Raw genomic sequence first — 16,476 nt, 5'->3', positions numbered from 1 at the left:
AATAACGACAGGTGATTGCAGTGAGGCAGACCACCGAGGGATTCCGCAGCCGCTACCGCGCCAACATTCACCCGCTCTATAACCCATGGCTGCACGGTGCCTTCGTGCTGCTGTTCGGCTTGCTCGCCATCGCCGTTTTCTGGAGCAACGTGCACCAGGTACAACCGGCTGAATGGCTGGCGGTGCCGCTGACGTTATTGTTCTTCAACTTCGTTGTGTACAGGGTGCATCGGCACCTGGGCCATCAGAAAAAAAGTTACGCGCGACTGTTCTATTCCCGTCACGCCGGCGACCATCACAGTTTTTTCGCGCCGGGCCACATGACCTACGACAGCGCCCGCGACTGGCGGGTGATTCTGTTTCCCGCCTGGTTGATCGTGTTGCACACCCTGCTCATCACCCTGCCCCTCTGGTGGCTGCTCAAGCAACTGGACGTCAATGTCGCCGGGTTGGTCGGTGGTTTCCTGGTCCTCGGCTACCTGGCCTATGAAGTGTTCCATGCCTGCGAGCATCTGCCGCCGCACAACCCGCTGACGCGCCTGCCGTGGATCCGTCAGATGCGCCGCTTGCATGAACTGCATCACCGTCGCGAGCTGATGCAGGAGCGCAATTTCAACATCGTTTTTCCATTGATGGATTACCTGTTCGGCACCCTCTATTGGGAACCGGAGCCGGCGATCCCGCAGCCGACGAGCACGCCCATGACACGCATACAGCATCAGATCGAGATCGCCGGAACTCCCTTTGCCGTGCTGGCCTACGCCAGCAACGTGAGCCACTGGCCACAGTGGCATCCGTCGTCCCTCAGGATCAACGGACAAAAGGGCTCGCTGCACGCCGGCGCGCGCTTCGAGGAAGACATCCGCGCCGGTGGACGCGATGGGCATTTGAGTTGGGTGGTTGATGAATACCTGCCGGGGCTGCGCTGGCGTGCACAGGCGCTTGGCGACCATGGACTGTCGCTGGCACTGACTTACGAATGTGAAGTCCGGGGTGATAGCACGCGGTTTATCCGCACACTGGAGTATCAATTCAGTGGCGTGACGATGCGCCTTGCCAATCGATTGTTGCTCAAGCGCCGGATTGATCGTGAGTCAGCGGCCTCGATGCTGGCGCTGCGCGAGATGGCGGAAAAACACCTGGCCCTCGCGGAAGTCCGCGCGTGAGTCGCTCGATCCGGTTTCGCCATGGGTTACTGCTGGTGGTCATTGTCGTGGCTGCCTTCTTGTTGCTGATGCCAACCAGGGTCAAACCCGTGGCCTGGACGCCAGCACCCGCGCCCTCCCTCATCAGTGGCACCTACGCTGACAATCAGCGCCTCAAGGGCGTGGAGTCTGTCGGCGCTGCGGACATCGACGGCCCCGAAGCATTGCTGCTGGAAAGCGATACGCTGATCACCGGTTTGCATGACGGCCGGGTGATTCGCACCAGCCTTGACGGCAAGGTCACCAAGGTCCTGGCCGATACCGGTGGCCGCCCTTTGGGCCTGGTTCGCCACCCCAACGGCTTGCTGGTGATCGCGGATGCCGTCAAGGGGCTGCTGTCGCTGGACGCCCAGGGTCGCCTGGTGGCCTTGTCGACCGAGGCCAACGGCCTGCCCTTCGGTTTCACCGACGACGTCGCCATCGACAAGCCGGGGCACTATGCCTATTTCAGCGATGCCTCCAGCCGCTTCGGCTATGGCAAGGATGGTGAAGCGATCATCGAACACGGTGGCGATGGCCGCTTGTTGCGGTATGACTTCCAGACCGGCAAAACCTCCGTGCTCCTGGATAAGCTGGAATTTGCCAATGGCGTGACACTCGGGCCGGACGATGCCTATGTACTGGTCAACGAAACCGGCGCCTATCGGATCAGCCGTTACTGGTTGAGCGGCCCCAAGGCGGGCACCCACGATCTGTTCATCGACAACTTGCCAGGCCTGCCCGACAACCTGGCGTTCAATGGTCACGACCGTTTCTGGGTAGCGCTGTACGCGCCGCGCAACGCCTTGCTCGACTCCACGGCGGCCCATCCCTTCATACGCAAGGTGATCGCACGTGCCATGACCGTGCTGCCCAAACCGGTGGAGAAACGCGCTTTCGTACTCGGACTCGATGTCGAAGGCAGGGTCATTGCCAACCTGCAGGACGGCAGCAGCGGCAATTACTCACCGATCACGACCGCGCGCGAATATGGTGACTGGCTGTATTTCGGTTCGCTGACGGCGAAAAACATGGTGCGCTTGCCGCTGCGCGAGGCGTTGCAATAACAAACTGATCAAATGGCAGGAGCGGGTTTGCCCGCTCCCACAGGGTCAGGAGTCAATCGGAATCCAGGTCAATACCCTCGCGCCTTTTCGGCGGTTTGCCTGCTTCATCATCCGGCACTTCGTCGAGGCCGGGTTCTTCTTCAGGATTGACGGTATTGCGCCCCGGGCTCAAAGGCACGGGATGGGTGGGGATGGGATCGAAGGCTCCCTGTTCTTCGCTGGGGAATTTTGGATGAGTCATGGGGCACCTCGTCTGTCGCCGTAATGACGGACTCTGATCATTCGAGGTGCCGTCGTTAGCGCCGTTCCAGTTTTTCAGCCACCGATCGTCAGTGGCTCGTGGGGTCTTCAGGACGACGACTCGAGTTGTTTGACGATCTTGTCCTTGACCATCAGGCGCGTCTCCTTGAGCTTCTTCACTGCGTCATCACTGGACTTGGCCTGCTCTGCCTTGACCACTTCGGCATCTGCCTGCGAATACTTGTTAAGCAGCGAATCCAATAACGGATCCTTGGTGCGTTTCTGCTGGATTTCTTCCTTTGAGCGTTTCAGATCCTGATAAAGGTCGTGTGACACCGGCATGGAACACCTCCGTTTGTTGATCGGTAGCAACCGCGACTGATTGCGTTCGCCAACTATCAGAATGGCCTTGGTTGACCGGTTCTGTCGACCACCTGTCAGACCAGCGGTGTCCGTTCGTCGTCCTGTCGCAATCGCGATAAAACCTTTGCCCGCCTGCCAGCCTCCACAGCTTAACGATCATCCCGATCACCCATGAAAATTGCGTGGAGATGCACCTATGGACGGATTCAACCTGCGCCACCTCACTCTGGCCGTCGCCTTGAGCACCTGCATGGGCACGGCGTTCGCCGCGACTTCCAACGACTTTGTCGATCACGCCGCCGCAGGTGGCATCGCAGAGATCGAAACCAGCAAGCTGGCGCTGGAAAAAAGCAGCTCGGCCGACATCAAGGCCTTTGCCAACATGATGATCACCGATCATTCCAAGGCCAATGATGAACTGGCGGCCATTGCGAAAAGTAATGACATCAAGGTGCCGGACAACACGACACTGACCAACCAGGCCAAGGAAAAAATCCTCGACATGCGCGATGAATCCTTTGACGCGGCCTATGCCAACAACCAGGTCAAGGCCCACGAACAGACCATCGAGTTGTTCAAGAAAGAGGCCAACACGGTGACCGACGACAAGACCAAAGGCGGGATGGAACTCAAAGGCTTCGCGCAGAAAATGCTGCCGGGGCTGGAAAAACACCTGGATATGGCGAAAAAACTTCAGGCGGCACACCCAAGCAAATAGCCCCCTTCCACACAAAAAGGCCGCATCAAGGGATGCGGCCTCGTTGCATTCAACCTAACCGCCATCGGTATCAATGTCGGCGTCGGTCTCGTCACCCGGCTTGGGTCGATCCGGATCGGGCTTGAAACCCGGACTGAACTCATTGTCGTTATCGCTGTGAAGGTTTTTCTGGTCGACCGATTTGTCGGCGCTTTCCGGCTCGGCAGTAATTGCGTCGTCCTCTGGACCCCTTTTATCGCTCATGATGACCTCGTTCATCGCTGTCATTGCGGGGCTGGAACAGCCCGGCCATACAGGTTCGAAGCCATCTCGCGGGCGGCGTTCCATCCGTTGGCCGAATTGGCACAAGAAACACCGGCAGGAGCCCCCACCGCCCCTTCACGCCGCGCCAAGCACCCGCCCCAAAAACGGCGCGGTCCGGCTCTTCTTGTTCTTGGCGACTTGCTGCGGCGTCCCCGCAACAACCACTTTGCCACCCTGATCCCCTGCCCCTGGGCCGATATCGATCACCCAGTCACTCTGCGCCACCACGCGCATTTCGTGCTCGACGACAATCACCGTGTGCCCCGCCGTCACCAGGTTGTTCAATTGTTCAAGCAAACGATCGACGTCCCGTGGGTGCAGTCCGGTGGTGGGTTCATCGAGCACATAGAGCGTGGCCCCGCGCTGGTTGCGTTGCAGTTCGGTGGCCAGCTTGATGCGCTGGGCTTCGCCGCCGGACAGCTCGGTCGCCGGTTGACCGAGGCGCAAATAGCCCAGGCCGATGTCGCGCAACACCTCCAGCGAGCGGCGGATGGCCGTTAGTTCGGCGAACACTTCGACGGCTTCGTCCACCGTCAATTGCAACACCTGCGCAATGTTGCGGCCCTGCCAGGTGATCGCCAGTGTCTCGGGGTTGTAGCGGTCACCGTGGCAGGTCGGGCACGGTGCATAGACGCTGGGCATGAACAGCAACTCGACGCTGACAAAACCCTCGCCTTCGCAGGTCGGGCAACGGCCCTTGGCAACGTTGAAGGAAAACTGCCCGGCGTCATAACCCGCCGCTTGCGCCTCGGGTGTGGCAGCGTAGAGCTTGCGTACGTTGTCGAACAGCCCGGTGTAGGTCGCCAGGTTGGAACGCGGGGTACGACCGATGGGTTTCTGATCGACTTGCACCAGGCGTTTGATCGACGCCAGCCCCGCCGTCACCTGACCACCGCTGACCTGCGGCGTGTCGTCTTCCAGATTCAATTCCTGGGGTTCGCTGTCGGCGGCCGGGCGCCCGAGGTGTGCGCCGACCAGTTCCAGCAACGCCTGGCTGACCAGGCTCGACTTGCCCGAACCCGAGACCCCGGTCACCGCGGTGAAACAACCCAACGGAAACTCGACATCGAGATCATTCAGGTTGTTGCGGGTAATGCCTTCCAGGCGTAGCCAATCCCGGGCCTTGCGGCTGGTACGGGCCTGGCTGGCTTGCTCGGCAAACAGGTAGGCACGGGTTTGCGATTCGGCCACTTCAGCCAACCCGGCCGGTGGACCGCTGTACAGCACCCGCCCGCCATGCTCACCCGCCGCCGGGCCGACGTCGATCAACCAGTCGGCACGCTGCATGGTTTGCAGATCGTGCTCGACCACGAACAAGGTATTGCCGGCGGCCTTCAAGCGTTGCAGGGCGTCGAACAGCGCCTCGCCATCCGCCGGATGCAGGCCGGCCGACGGCTCATCCAGCACGTAGATCACGCCGAACAACTGCGAGCCCAACTGCGTTGCCAGGCGCAGACGCTGCAACTCACCCGATGAGAGCGTCGGCGTGCTGCGCTCCAACGCCAGGTAACCGAGGCCAAGGTCGGTCAGGGTACTGACCCGTTCCAGCAGATCCTGGGCGATTCGTTGCGCGGCCAGGCGCTTCTCCACCGACAGGTTCGGCGTATGGCGTACATCAGGAGCGTCGGCGTGGCCGCTGGCGCCGTGGGCGACGCGCTGCTCTCGGGCCTCGCGGGTCTGGCTGTGGGTCAGCACATCGCCCGCTTCATCACCCTCCTCCAGGTAATGCTGGGCCGCCACCGGCTTGAGCACCTCAGCGACTTGCAACAACGGCATCTGTGACAGCGCGCCGATGTCGTAGCCGGCAAAGGTCACCGACAGCGCCTCGCGCTTGAGCCGCTTGCCGTCGCACAACGGGCACGGGCTGCCGAGCATGAACTGCGAGACGCGCTTCTTCATCAGCGCACTCTGCGAATGGGTGAAGGTGTGCAGGATGTAGCGACGCGCGCCGGTGAAGGTGCCCTGGTAACTCGGTTCCATCTTGCGCTTGAGGGCGACCCGGGTTTCTTCCGGGGTGAGGCCGGCATACACCGGCACCGTCGGGGTTTCCTCGGTGAACAGAATCCAGTCGCGCTGTTTTTTCGGCAGGTCACGCCAGGGAACATCGACGTCGTAGCCCATGGTCACCAGAATGTCCCGCAGGTTCTGCCCCTGCCAGGCCAGGGGCCATGAGGCGACGGCACGCTGGCGGATGGTCAGGCTCGGGTCCGGGACCATCAGCGCCTCGGTGACTTCATACACCCGGCCCAGGCCGTGACATTGCGGGCAGGCGCCCTGGGGCGTATTGGGCGAAAAATCTTCGGCGTACAGCATCGGCTGGCCTGGCGGATAACTGCCGGCGCGGGAATAGAGCATGCGGATCAAGCTCGACAACGTCGTCACGCTGCCCACCGAAGAACGCGTGCTCGGCGTGCCGCGTTGCTGCTGCAGGGCCACGGCCGGAGGCAGGCCTTCGATGGAGTCCACATCCGGGACGCCGACCTGATCGATCAGGCGCCGTGCATAAGGAGCGACGGATTCGAAATAGCGGCGTTGCGCTTCAGCGTAGAGGGTCGAAAACGCCAGCGACGATTTTCCCGAACCGGACACCCCGGTAAACACCACCAGGGCATCGCGGGGGATATCGACATCGACGTTCTTGAGATTGTGTTCCCGGGCACCGCGTACCTTGACCATGCCGGAGGTTGGAGTGGAGGTGCGGTTTGAGGTCATCAGGTTGCCTTGATTGGATATTTGAAAAAACACCGGTCCTCGTGGGAGCGAGCTTGCTCCGGGCGGCGTTCCGACGAAAACGTCGGCACAGTCAACAGGAGGGTTGCCTGATACACCGCCCTCGCGAGCAAGCTCGGCTCACAGATGGAATGTGTTCAACCGTTGAGCACCGTACGAATCATCCGGGTCAGCGCGTCGGGGCCGTAGGGCTTGCCCAGCAAATGGGTATCGGGGCTGAGTTGGTGGTTGCGCGAGATAATGTCACGGGTATGCCCCGAGGTGAACAGCACCGTCACGGGTGGATTCTGCACCTTGGCCCACGCCGCGAGATCCGAGCTCTTGATCAGGCCCGGCATGACCACATCGGTAAATATCAGGTCCACTGCGACGCCTTCCAGCAACATCTGCATGGCGATGTCGGCATTGGCGGCCGTCAGCACCTGATAACCCTCTTCGCGCAACAATTCCACCGTTGAAACGCGCACCGCTTCATTGTCCTCGACCACCAGAATCCGTTCGTGGCCACCACGTTGCTGCACGTCTGCAGTGGTTGTCTCTTTGCCCACCGTGCGCAGGCTGCGCGGGAAGTACAACTGCACCCGGGTACCTTCGCCAACGACGCTGGACATTTCGATGTGCCCACCGCTTTGTTTGACGAAGCCGAATACCATGCTCAAGCCAAGCCCCGTGCCCTGGCCGTCGGGTTTGGTGGTGAAGAACGGTTCAAACGCCTGGGCGAGCACCTGCGGCGGCATGCCTGCACCGGTGTCCGCCACCGATACCCGTACATAGTCGCCGGCGACAATGCCCTTGCCCGTGCAAAATGCGCGATCAAGGCGAATGTTTTCCGCACTCAGGTCGATGGTCCCCTCACCTCTCATGGCATCCCGGGCATTGATGGCCAGGTTGAGAATGGCATTTTCCAGTTGATTGCGATCGACGAACACCGGCCAAAGGTGGGCGGACGCACTCATATGCACTTCGAAGGTTTCACCCAGCGCGCGCTGCAACAGCTCACCCAGGCCATCGAAAATCTGCTCAGGCGTATAAATGGCCGGGGACAAGGGTTGGCGACGGGCAAACGCGAGCAATTGCGAAGACAGTTTTGCCCCGCGTTCGATGGCGGCAATCGACGCCGCCACCCGGCGCTGGACATTGGCGTTGTTCGGCTCATGCCGGGCCAGCAAGTGCAGGTTGCCGGCGATCACCTGCAACAGGTTGTTGAAGTCGTGAGCCACGCCGCCAGTCAGGCCACCGATGGCTTCGAGCTTCTGCGATTGGCGCAGTTGTTCTTCCGCCGCCAGCCGCGCCCCGACTTCGTCGGCCACGCGTTGCTCCAGATTACGGGTGAACCTGAGCAAGGACTCTTCGGCGATCTTGCGTTCATGGATGTCGATCAACACCCCGGGGAAACGAAACGGCTCGCCCTGTTCGTTGAACTCGCAACAGCCACTGGCGAGTACCCACCGATAACTGCCATCAGGGCGAATGACCCGATATTCGGCATTGAAGGGTTCGCCAGTCGTCATCGATTGCCGGACCTGTTCCTGCAGCCAACTGAGGTCGTTGGGGTGGATATGCGCTTGGGCGATGTCTTGTGGCAGGTTGTCCAGCGGTTGTTCGGCGGGATAGGAAAAGGTACGGGCGAAACGCTCATCACCGCTCAACACATTGCTCTTCACGTCCCAGACAAACGAACCGAGCAAGGCGCCGGCATTCAACGCCAGGCGTACCCGTTCGTTGTCGGCGCGATAGGCATCTTCGGCGGCCTGTCGACGGCGTTCGGAAATCACCCGCTCCGTGGTCTCGACGACCATTGCCATGACCCCGGCGGGCTTGCCGTCATCATCGGCGACCGGGCTGTAATAGAGGTCCATCCACACGTCTTCGGGGATGCCGCTTCTGAGCAGCACCAACTCTTTATTGCGGTAGGACAACGTGCCGCCGGCCAGGCAGGTATCGACCACATGTCGATTGAATTCGGCGACTTCCGGCCAGCCCAGCTCGACCGGAGAACCCAATAGATAAGGATGCCGCCCGCCGGCAAACTCCGAATAGGCGTCGTTATAGATCATGTAGCCGGGCCGCCCCCAGAGCATCACCATCGGCAGTGGCGAGGCAAGCATCAGTTGCACCGAACTGCTCAGGCTCTTGGGCCAGGTGTCGATGTTGCCCAGCTCGGTCCCGCGCCAGTCGAACGCACGAATGCGCTCGGCCATTTCGCCGCCCCAGCCGGCACACCCGTGGCTATCCTCTAGAAACTGCATCGGTTGACCTTGTCCAGGAAATCACACCCGTTTGTTTCGAGCATCGCGGATGGCATTGGTTTCATAGAGGTATAGCTGATTCTCGCGGTCCATCCTGAACGACCAGAATCTGTGACTGGCAAACCCTGTGGGAGCATTTGCAGTATCAGACCGGATGATTACACCTCAATCAGGTGTTTAAGCGGGTGATAACCGGTTTTCAACGTGGCGGCCACATCCAGAATCGCCTTCTCGATGCCATTCAAATGCATGCAGGTCAGCTCGATCGCCGCGCTCTGGTTACCGGCTTCGATGTACTCGATCAACCGCAAGTGTTCGTCATCGCGACAGGCTTCGTGGCTATCGTCATCCAGCGCGGCAGCGTACAGCGAGGCGCGGGAGATCAGTTTCTGGAACCAGTCCAGCAACACCGGGTTGTTCAGGCTGCGGGCCAGTTTGATGTGGAACTCGCCGAGCAAATGGATCAGGCGCTCGTGATCGCCGCTTTGATGCGCTTCGTCCTCCAGCAGCAAGTGATCGCGCAGATCCTGGGTCACCGCGGTATCGCGGCGGCGGCACAGTTCGCTGACGATGCCGATTTCGATCAAACGCCGGGTTTCGAACAGCGAACGGATCTCTTCGTCGCTCGGTAACGATACCGACGCACCTTTATTGGGCTCGGTGGTGACCAGGCCATCGGCTTCCAACTGCTTGAGCGCGGCACGAACCGATGTGCGGCTGACATTGAAAAGTTCCGCCAGCGATGACTCGCCCAGCTTCATCCCGGGACGCAAGGTGCGCTTGCTGATCGCCTCGTAAACCCCTTGGTAGACACGGTCGACCGTGGTTTCCAGTTTCTTTTCCGCCATTCGATCACTCCTTCAGCGCCCTGCAATCAGCCCCAGGCGAATCAACAGCCTTTCAAAAGGGGGTTGCACGAGCAGATTAATCCGGGTATTTCTAAATTGCATCCAGATTTTGAATACAATAATTAGAGGAATGCACCATTATGGGTCATCCAGTTGCAATCGAAGTGCGTAACGTCTTTAAACGGTATTCCGACGATCCGGGGCTGGCTCCAGCCCTCGACAACGTTTCAGTCGACATTGCCGACAACGAGTTCTTCACCCTGCTCGGCCCTTCCGGCTGTGGCAAAACCACCCTGCTACGCACCATCGCCGGCTTCGAGCACGTCAGTGACGGCGAGATTCGCCTCGCGGGCGAACCGGTCAATGATTTGCCGCCGTTCAAGCGCCGGGTCAACACGGTATTCCAGAGCTACGCGCTGTTTCCGCACATGAGTGTTGCGCAGAATATCGCCTTCGGCCTTGAGATGCAGGGTCTTGATCACAAGCAGATTGCGCAGCGGGTCGACGAAATGCTCGCGCTGGTGCAAATGCAGCACCTGGCCAAGCGCAAACCGGCGGAATTGTCCGGGGGCCAGCAACAGCGCGTGGCTCTGGCACGGGCCCTGGCGCCGAAACCGAAAGTGCTGTTGCTCGACGAACCGCTGTCGGCCCTGGACCTCAAGCTGCGCAAGGAAATGCAGGTCGAACTCAAGCGCGTGCAGAAGGAAGCCGGGATCACCTTTATTTTCGTCACCCATGACCAGGAAGAAGCCCTGACCCTGTCCGATCGCATTGCCGTGATGTCCGCCGGCAAAATCCTGCAGATCGGCACGCCCAATGACATCTACGAACGGCCGCAGCATCAGTTTGTCGCGCAGTTCATCGGTGACATCAACTTCCTGCCCGGTCACCTCAAGCGCGGCCAGCAGAACGAAAAACTCTTCGTGCCCAATGGCATGCCGGTGGAAATCCCCTGCCCGGCCCAAAGCTTCGATGGCGCCAGCGTGCAACTGGCGTTCCGTCCGGAGCGCTCGCAACTGGTCGATCCGACGCAACCGCATCACCTGCGCGGGGTGATCGAGGCCGTGTTGTATGTCGGCACCGCAACCCTCTATCAGTGCCGCCTGAACAACGACATCAAGGTCATGCTGCGCGAGAACAACGAAGGCCTGAATCGCGGACGGGTGGTGGGCGATCGCGTCGCGGTCAACCTGCCGCCCCACGCCTGCCTGCTGATGGAGGCCTGAAATGAGCGTCAGCAGCACTTCTCCCGCCCTCAACCGTGCGCTGTTGCTCAGCCCGGTGGTTCTGACCCTGCTGGCCCTGATCGCCATCCCGCTGGGCATCATGGGCTACATCAGCCTATTGCCGCGCAACGTGTATGGCGGTGTCGACTGGCAGGCCAACTGGCAATTGCAAAGCTACGTGCAGCTGTTTTTCCAGGAAGGTTTCGACGGTGAACTGGAGCTGAACTGGGTCTACGCCCAGGCGCTGTTGCGCTCGGTGTTCCAGGCCGGTGGCACGACCGTGTTGTGCTTCCTCTTTGGCTTTCCGGTGGCGTTGTGGATGTCGAGCCTGACACCGCGCCGGCGCAACCTGATGGTCTTGCTGATCACCATCCCGTTCTGGACCAATCTGCTGATCCGCAACTACGCCTGGCTGATCATCCTGCGCGAACAGGGCTGGGTCGCCCAAACCCTCAATGCGCTGTTCCCCCAGGCCGGTGGCATCACCCTGCTCTACAACGACTTCGCGGTCAGCGTCGGGCTGGTCTACAGCTTCCTGCCGTTCATGATCCTGCCGATTTATTCGACCCTGGAAAAACTCGACTGGCGCCTGGTAGAAGCCGCCTACGACCTCGGAGCCAATCGCTGGCACGCGCTGAAGCGGATCATTTTGCCGCTGTCGATGCCGGGGGTGATTGCCGGTTCCCTGCTGGTGTTCGTGCCGAGCCTCGGCGCGTTCATTACCCCCGCGATTCTCGGCGGCGGCAAGACGCTGATGATCGGCAACCTGATCCAGCAACAGTTCGGCACCGCGCGCAACTGGCCGCTGGGCAGTTCGCTGTCGTTCCTGCTGCTGGGGATCATGATGCTGTCCCTGGTGCTGTACGCCCTCTATAGCCGCAATGCCGCCAAGACCCTGCGTCGGGGAGCCCAAGCATGATCGCCCTGCACCTGAAAAAACTGCCCCTGACCCGTGAAGTCAGTCTGTTGATGCTGGCTTATCTGTACCTGCCGATCCTGGTGTTGATTGCCTACAGCTTCAACGCCAACCGCTCGGCCACGGTGTGGACCGAGTTCTCCTTCGCCTGGTACGGACGGATTCTGGCCAACCCGTCGATCCAGACGGCGGCGCTGAACTCGATCATCGTCGCCAGCATTGCCACGGTCTGCGCCACGGCCATTGCCTTGCTCGCGGCGCTGGCCACCTACCGGCCGTTCTACGGACAGAAAATGGTCGAGGGCGGGATCAACCTGCCGCTGATCCTGCCGGAGATCGTCACGGCGGTCGCCACCCTGCTGCTGTTCATGGCGCTCGGCATCAAGCTCGGATTGCTGACGGTGATCATCGCGCACATCGGTTTCTGCATTCCGTTTGCGTACCTGCCGATCCGCGCGCGGCTCAACGACCTGGACAAGAGCCTGCTGGAAGCGGCGAACGATCTGTACGCCAACCCGTGGCAGGTGTTTCGACGGGTGACCTTGCCGCTGTTGTGGCCGGCGGTGTTGTCCGGTTCGGTGCTGGCGTTTGTGGTCAGCCTCGACGATTTCATCATGACCTTCTTCGTCGCCGGGCCGGGTTCGACCACCCTGCCGGTGTACATCTTCTCCGCGATCAAGGCCGGCGTGACGCCGGAGATCAATGCAATTTCGACCCTGATGCTGGTGATTTCCATCGTGCTGGTGGTGCTGGCCTTCTGGCTGGGACAGCGCGGTAAACAACAATGAGCCTGGAGCCTGTTTTTATGAACAAAAAAGTGAAAAGCATGCGTTTCGCCGTTGCCAGTCTGGCCTTGAGTTGCTTCACCGCTTTCAGTGCACAGGCCGCGGAGCCCAAGGAACTGTTCTTCTATAACTGGACCGATTACTACCCGGTCGACCTGCTGGCCAAGTTCGAAAAGGAGACCGGGATCAAGGTCACCATGGACGGTTATGACAGCAACGAAACCCTGCTGGCCAAGTTGCAGGCCGGGGGCGCGGCGTATGACGTGATCGTGCCGTCGCAGTCGATCATGCGCACCCTGATCAACCAGAACCTGCTGCTGGAAATCGACACTCCGACCCTGCCCAATTTCCAATACGTGAAACCGGCGTTCCGCGACCCGAGCTTCGACCCCGGCCGCAAATTCTCGGCACCGTACCTCTGGGGCACCACCGGGTTTTCCTATGACAGTGCGCGGGTGCCGGGCGGCAAACTCGACGACTCGTGGAAAGAGTTCTTCGAACCGCGCAAGGAACTGCAAGGCCAGCTCGCCGCGCTCGATACTTCCAGCAGCGTGATCAATGCCGCCAGCCATTACCTGAACGTCGACGAATGCAGCGAAAACCCGCAGGACGCCAAGCGCATCCTCGAACTGCTGCAAAAACAGAAACCGTTCCTGAAGATGTACAGCTCGGACAACACCGTCGATCGCATGGCCTCCGGTGAAGTGATCATGATGCAGAACTGGAACGGCTCCACCGCGCGAGCCACGTTGCAGAAGAGCACCATCAAGTACGTCTACCCGCGCGAAGGCCTGGCGATGTTCCAGGACAACTTCGCCGTCCCGAAAAGCGCCCCGCACCCTGGCAACGCGAAGATCTTCATCGACTGGATGATGAAACCGGAAAACGCCGCCGCCGTGTCCAACGCCATCGCCTACGCCAACGGCATCCAGAGCGACACGTTGATTGACGCCAAATGGCGCGTGATGGACGCCATCAACATGCCGGACGAATTCGCCTCGCGCCTGCGCCCCGAGAAAGAGTGCAGCAACAAGGCGCGGGAACTGCAGGACCGCATCTGGGCCAAGCTCAAGGGCTGACTTGAAACCCTGACGCGGCCATCGCTGGCAAGCCAGCGATGAGGCCCTCCCAAACACCACAGAATTCGAGGTTTAAATGATCCAACCCCGCTGGCTACGCAATGTACGCCCCTACGGTTCAACCGCCGAAGACCTGCTCATCGAAAACGGCCGGTTCACCCAACGTCGTCCGGCCTCAACCACTGAATTACTCGCCACCGACCTCGATGGCCAGAACCAACTGCTGACCCCGGCCCTCGTGGAAAGCCACGTGCACCTGGACAAAACCCTCTGGGGCCAGCCGTGGCGCCCCAACAGCGCCGGCCCGACCCTCAAGGACTACATCGCCAACGAACGGCGGATCCTGCGTGAAGTCCAAACCCCGATCGCGCAACGGGCCGGGGCCCTGCTGGAAAACTGCATCGCCCGTGGCTCGCTGACCATGCGCTGCCATGTCGACATCGACCCGGAGTTCGGCCTGCGCCACGTCGAAGCCATGCAGCAGCTGCGGGAGCAGTACCGCGACCTCATCGACCTGCAACTGGTGGTGTTCCCGCAAACCGGCCTGATCAGCCGTCCCGGCACCGCCGAACTGATGCGCGAAGCCATGGCCCTAGGCGTGGAGAACGTCGGCGGCCTCGACCCGTGCGGCATCGACAACGACCCCATCGCCCAACTGGACTTCGTGTTCAAACTGGCCAGCGAGTTCGACCGTGGGGTGGACATTCACCTGCACGACAAGGGCGAGCTGGGCCTGTGGCAAATCGCGCTGATCGCCGATTACACCGAACGCTTCGGGCGTCAGGGCCGGGTCATGATCAGTCATGCCTACTGCCTCGGCATGCTGCCGTGGAGCCAGGTCAAACCCGTGGCCGAACGCCTGGCGGCGCTGGGTATTTCGTTGATGAGCTCGGCACCGGCCGACTGCGCGGTGCCGCCGTTCCTGGCCCTGCGCGAAGCCGGGGTGAATGTCTGCCTCGGTTCCGACGGCATTCGCGACGCCTGGTCGCCCATGGGCAACGGCGACATGCTGGAGCGAGCAATGTTGCTGGCATTTCGTTTCGACCTGAACAAGGACGATGAACTGGCGGCGGCGTTCGACGCAGCGACGGTGAATGGCGCCCGGGCGCTGGGCGCTTCGGACTATGGGCTGGCGCTGGGCGGGCCGGCGGACTTTCTGTTGATGCCGGTGCAGACCCTGGGTGAAGCCGTGGTTTCGCGGCCGGTTCGCCAGGTGTATCGCGGCGGACGGTTGATCGCTTCGGGCGGTCGCTTGCTGGACAGTCGTTTGTGAATCGCATCGGGCTTCGAGCCAGTTGTGTGGTCGGCTTCGACGGCACGCAACACGTGCTGTGGCGCAATGGCGAGGTAGTGTTCGAGGGCTCGCGCATTGTGTTTGTAGGGCGCGGTTATCCGGGGCCGGTGAGTCAATGGATCGACTACGGCAATGCGCTGATCGGCCCCGGCTTCATTGATCTGGATGCCTTGGGTGATCTTGACTCCACGGTCCTGACCCTGGACAACGGCGACGAGCGCGACATGGGCCGGATGTGGTCGGCGGACTATCTGGCGCGCGGATCACGGGAGAGCTACAGCCCTGAAGAGGAAGTCTTCAAGTATCGCTATGCCTTCACCCAACTGATCCGCAACGGCATCACCACCGCCATGCCGATCACCTCGATGTATTACCGCCAATGGGCGGAAACCTACGACGAATTTGCGGCGGTGGCCGGTGTGGCAAGCGAATTGGGGCTGCGCACCTACCTCGGTCCTTGTTACATGAGCGGCATGAGTTACTGGCAGGCCGACGGTACGTTGGCGCATCACTGGGATGAAGCCCGAGGCCTGGCCGGACTTGAGGCGGCCGAACGGTTTTTCCGTGATTTCGACGGCGCCAACGGCGGCCTGATTCGTGGGGCGCTGTTGCCGGACCGCATCCAGACCTGTACGCCGGCACTGCTGCAACGCACCGCTGCGCTGAGCCACGAGCTGAACGCACCGATGCGTTTGCATTGTTGCCAGGGGCTCGGCGAAGTGGCGATGGTCGAGCAACTGCGTGGCGCCTCACCGCTGGGCTGGTTGCAGCAGCTTGGGCTTTTGAATCCGCGCAGCCTGCTGCCCCACGGCATCTACACCCAGGGCGATGACGACCTGCAGCGGCTGGTGGATGGCGGCGCGAGCCTGGTGCACTGCCCGGTGGTTTTCGCCCGGGATGGCGAGGCGCTCAACTCCTTCGGCCGCTATCGGGCCAAGGGCATCAACGTCGCCCTGGGCACCGACACCTGGCCGGCGGATTTGCTCGACAACATGCGCCAGGGCCTGAACATCGCGCGACTGATGGAAGGCGGCAACGCGCTGACCAGCACACTGGACATGTACAACGCCGCCACCCTCGGCGGCGCCAAGGCACTGGGCCGTGACGATATCGGTCGTCTGGCGCCGGGGGCCAAGGCTGACATCACCGTGTTCAGCCTGCGCGGTCTGCACCTGGGGCCGCTGTTCGACCCATTGAAGAACCTGGTGCTGGCCGGACGCGGCGACGACTGCATTGCCAGTTACATCGATGGCCGCTGCGTGATGCAGGACGGCCAGGTCCAGGGTGTCGACTACCCCGCCTTGCAACGCCAGGCCCAACGACAATTTGAAAAACTCATGCGCAGCCACAGCGACCGGGCCTTTGGCCAACCGGACTGGAAGACCTTGTTCCAACCGGCCATTCCGTTCGCCGACGACTACAGCGCGCAGGCGCCATTGAGCGCCATCGATCCACTTCTTTAGAGAATCCTGCC

Annotated in this window: 15 protein-coding genes; 9 read left to right on the top strand and 6 right to left on the bottom strand. The window is 61.1% G+C overall.

Translation table 11 applies throughout. From position 1 onward, the window contains the following. Positions 1–20 precede the first annotated feature (20 nt). Complete coding sequence (locus F7R06_RS00405; RefSeq protein WP_090322758.1) at positions 21–1,166, top strand: sterol desaturase/SRPBCC family protein; 1,146 nt, start codon at positions 21–23, stop codon at positions 1,164–1,166. Next, entirely contained in the window at positions 1,163–2,251 is a 1,089-nt protein-coding gene (locus F7R06_RS00400) for an SMP-30/gluconolactonase/LRE family protein (RefSeq protein WP_090322760.1), read from the top strand. Before F7R06_RS00405 ends, F7R06_RS00400 begins: the two co-directional genes overlap by 4 nt. A 52-nt stretch (positions 2,252–2,303) precedes the next feature. Here the strand turns inward: F7R06_RS00400 and F7R06_RS00395 are convergent, their stop codons facing one another. Together F7R06_RS00395 and F7R06_RS00390 are read right to left on the bottom strand one after the other, a co-directional pair. Then, positions 2,304–2,492: a hypothetical protein gene (locus tag F7R06_RS00395; RefSeq protein WP_090322763.1), complete on the bottom strand. Its 189-nt coding sequence runs from the start codon at positions 2,490–2,492 to the stop codon at positions 2,304–2,306. A gap of 107 nt (positions 2,493–2,599) precedes the next feature. After that, entirely contained in the window at positions 2,600–2,833 is a 234-nt protein-coding gene (locus F7R06_RS00390) for a DUF465 domain-containing protein (protein WP_090322766.1), read from the bottom strand. A gap of 217 nt (positions 2,834–3,050) precedes the next feature. Between F7R06_RS00390 and F7R06_RS00385 the strand changes: the two genes are divergently transcribed. Then, positions 3,051–3,572, top strand: coding sequence for a DUF4142 domain-containing protein (locus F7R06_RS00385; RefSeq protein ID WP_090322768.1), 522 nt, complete (start codon positions 3,051–3,053; stop codon positions 3,570–3,572). 54 nt (positions 3,573–3,626) lie between these two features. Here the strand turns inward: F7R06_RS00385 and F7R06_RS00380 are convergent, their stop codons facing one another. The 4 genes from F7R06_RS00380 to F7R06_RS00365 form a co-directional block, all read right to left on the bottom strand. After that, positions 3,627–3,815, bottom strand: a complete 189-nt coding sequence (locus F7R06_RS00380; RefSeq protein WP_090327362.1) for a hypothetical protein — start codon at positions 3,813–3,815, stop codon at positions 3,627–3,629. A 135-nt stretch (positions 3,816–3,950) separates the two neighbouring features. After that, the gene (gene uvrA, locus F7R06_RS00375) at positions 3,951–6,587 is read right to left on the bottom strand and encodes an excinuclease ABC subunit UvrA (protein ID WP_090327365.1); all 2,637 of its coding nucleotides are present in this window, start codon (positions 6,585–6,587) and stop codon (positions 3,951–3,953) included. Positions 6,588–6,742: 155 nt separating this feature from the next. Further along, entirely contained in the window at positions 6,743–8,854 is a 2,112-nt protein-coding gene (locus F7R06_RS00370; RefSeq protein WP_090322770.1) for a hybrid sensor histidine kinase/response regulator, read from the bottom strand. 158 nt (positions 8,855–9,012) lie between these two features. Continuing rightward, the gene (locus tag F7R06_RS00365; RefSeq protein WP_047529816.1) at positions 9,013–9,702 is read right to left on the bottom strand and encodes a GntR family transcriptional regulator; all 690 of its coding nucleotides are present in this window, start codon (positions 9,700–9,702) and stop codon (positions 9,013–9,015) included. A 140-nt stretch (positions 9,703–9,842) separates the two neighbouring features. On the opposite strand from F7R06_RS00365, the gene F7R06_RS00360 reads away from it, so the two are divergent. The 6 genes from F7R06_RS00360 to F7R06_RS00335 all read left to right on the top strand — a co-directional run bounded on the left by F7R06_RS00360 (position 9,843) and on the right by F7R06_RS00335 (position 16,465). Continuing rightward, complete coding sequence (locus F7R06_RS00360) at positions 9,843–10,928, top strand: ABC transporter ATP-binding protein (RefSeq protein ID WP_090322773.1); 1,086 nt, start codon at positions 9,843–9,845, stop codon at positions 10,926–10,928. A gap of 1 nt (position 10,929) precedes the next feature. Beyond that, positions 10,930–11,847, top strand: a complete 918-nt coding sequence (locus F7R06_RS00355) for an ABC transporter permease (protein WP_090322776.1) — start codon at positions 10,930–10,932, stop codon at positions 11,845–11,847. Next, on the top strand, positions 11,844–12,632 hold the full coding sequence (locus F7R06_RS00350; protein WP_090322779.1) for an ABC transporter permease: 789 nt from the start codon (positions 11,844–11,846) through the stop codon (positions 12,630–12,632). Before F7R06_RS00355 ends, F7R06_RS00350 begins: the two co-directional genes overlap by 4 nt. Before the next feature lie 17 nt (positions 12,633–12,649). Beyond that, positions 12,650–13,708 (top strand): extracellular solute-binding protein, encoded by a 1,059-nt coding sequence (locus tag F7R06_RS00345; protein ID WP_090322782.1) that lies wholly within the window; start codon positions 12,650–12,652, stop codon positions 13,706–13,708. 76 nt (positions 13,709–13,784) lie between these two features. Next, positions 13,785–14,981, top strand: a complete 1,197-nt coding sequence (locus F7R06_RS00340; RefSeq protein WP_090322784.1) for an amidohydrolase family protein — start codon at positions 13,785–13,787, stop codon at positions 14,979–14,981. Beyond that, the gene (locus F7R06_RS00335; protein ID WP_090322787.1) at positions 14,978–16,465 is read left to right on the top strand and encodes an amidohydrolase family protein; all 1,488 of its coding nucleotides are present in this window, start codon (positions 14,978–14,980) and stop codon (positions 16,463–16,465) included. Before F7R06_RS00340 ends, F7R06_RS00335 begins: the two co-directional genes overlap by 4 nt. Positions 16,466–16,476: the final 11 nt, after the last annotated feature.

The sequence above is a fragment of the Pseudomonas moorei genome (genome assembly GCF_008801475.1).
GTDB lineage: Bacteria > Pseudomonadota > Gammaproteobacteria > Pseudomonadales > Pseudomonadaceae > Aquipseudomonas > Aquipseudomonas moorei.
The sequence above is the reverse complement of the archived record's forward strand: the minus strand, read 5'-3'. Positions and strand labels throughout refer to the sequence as shown.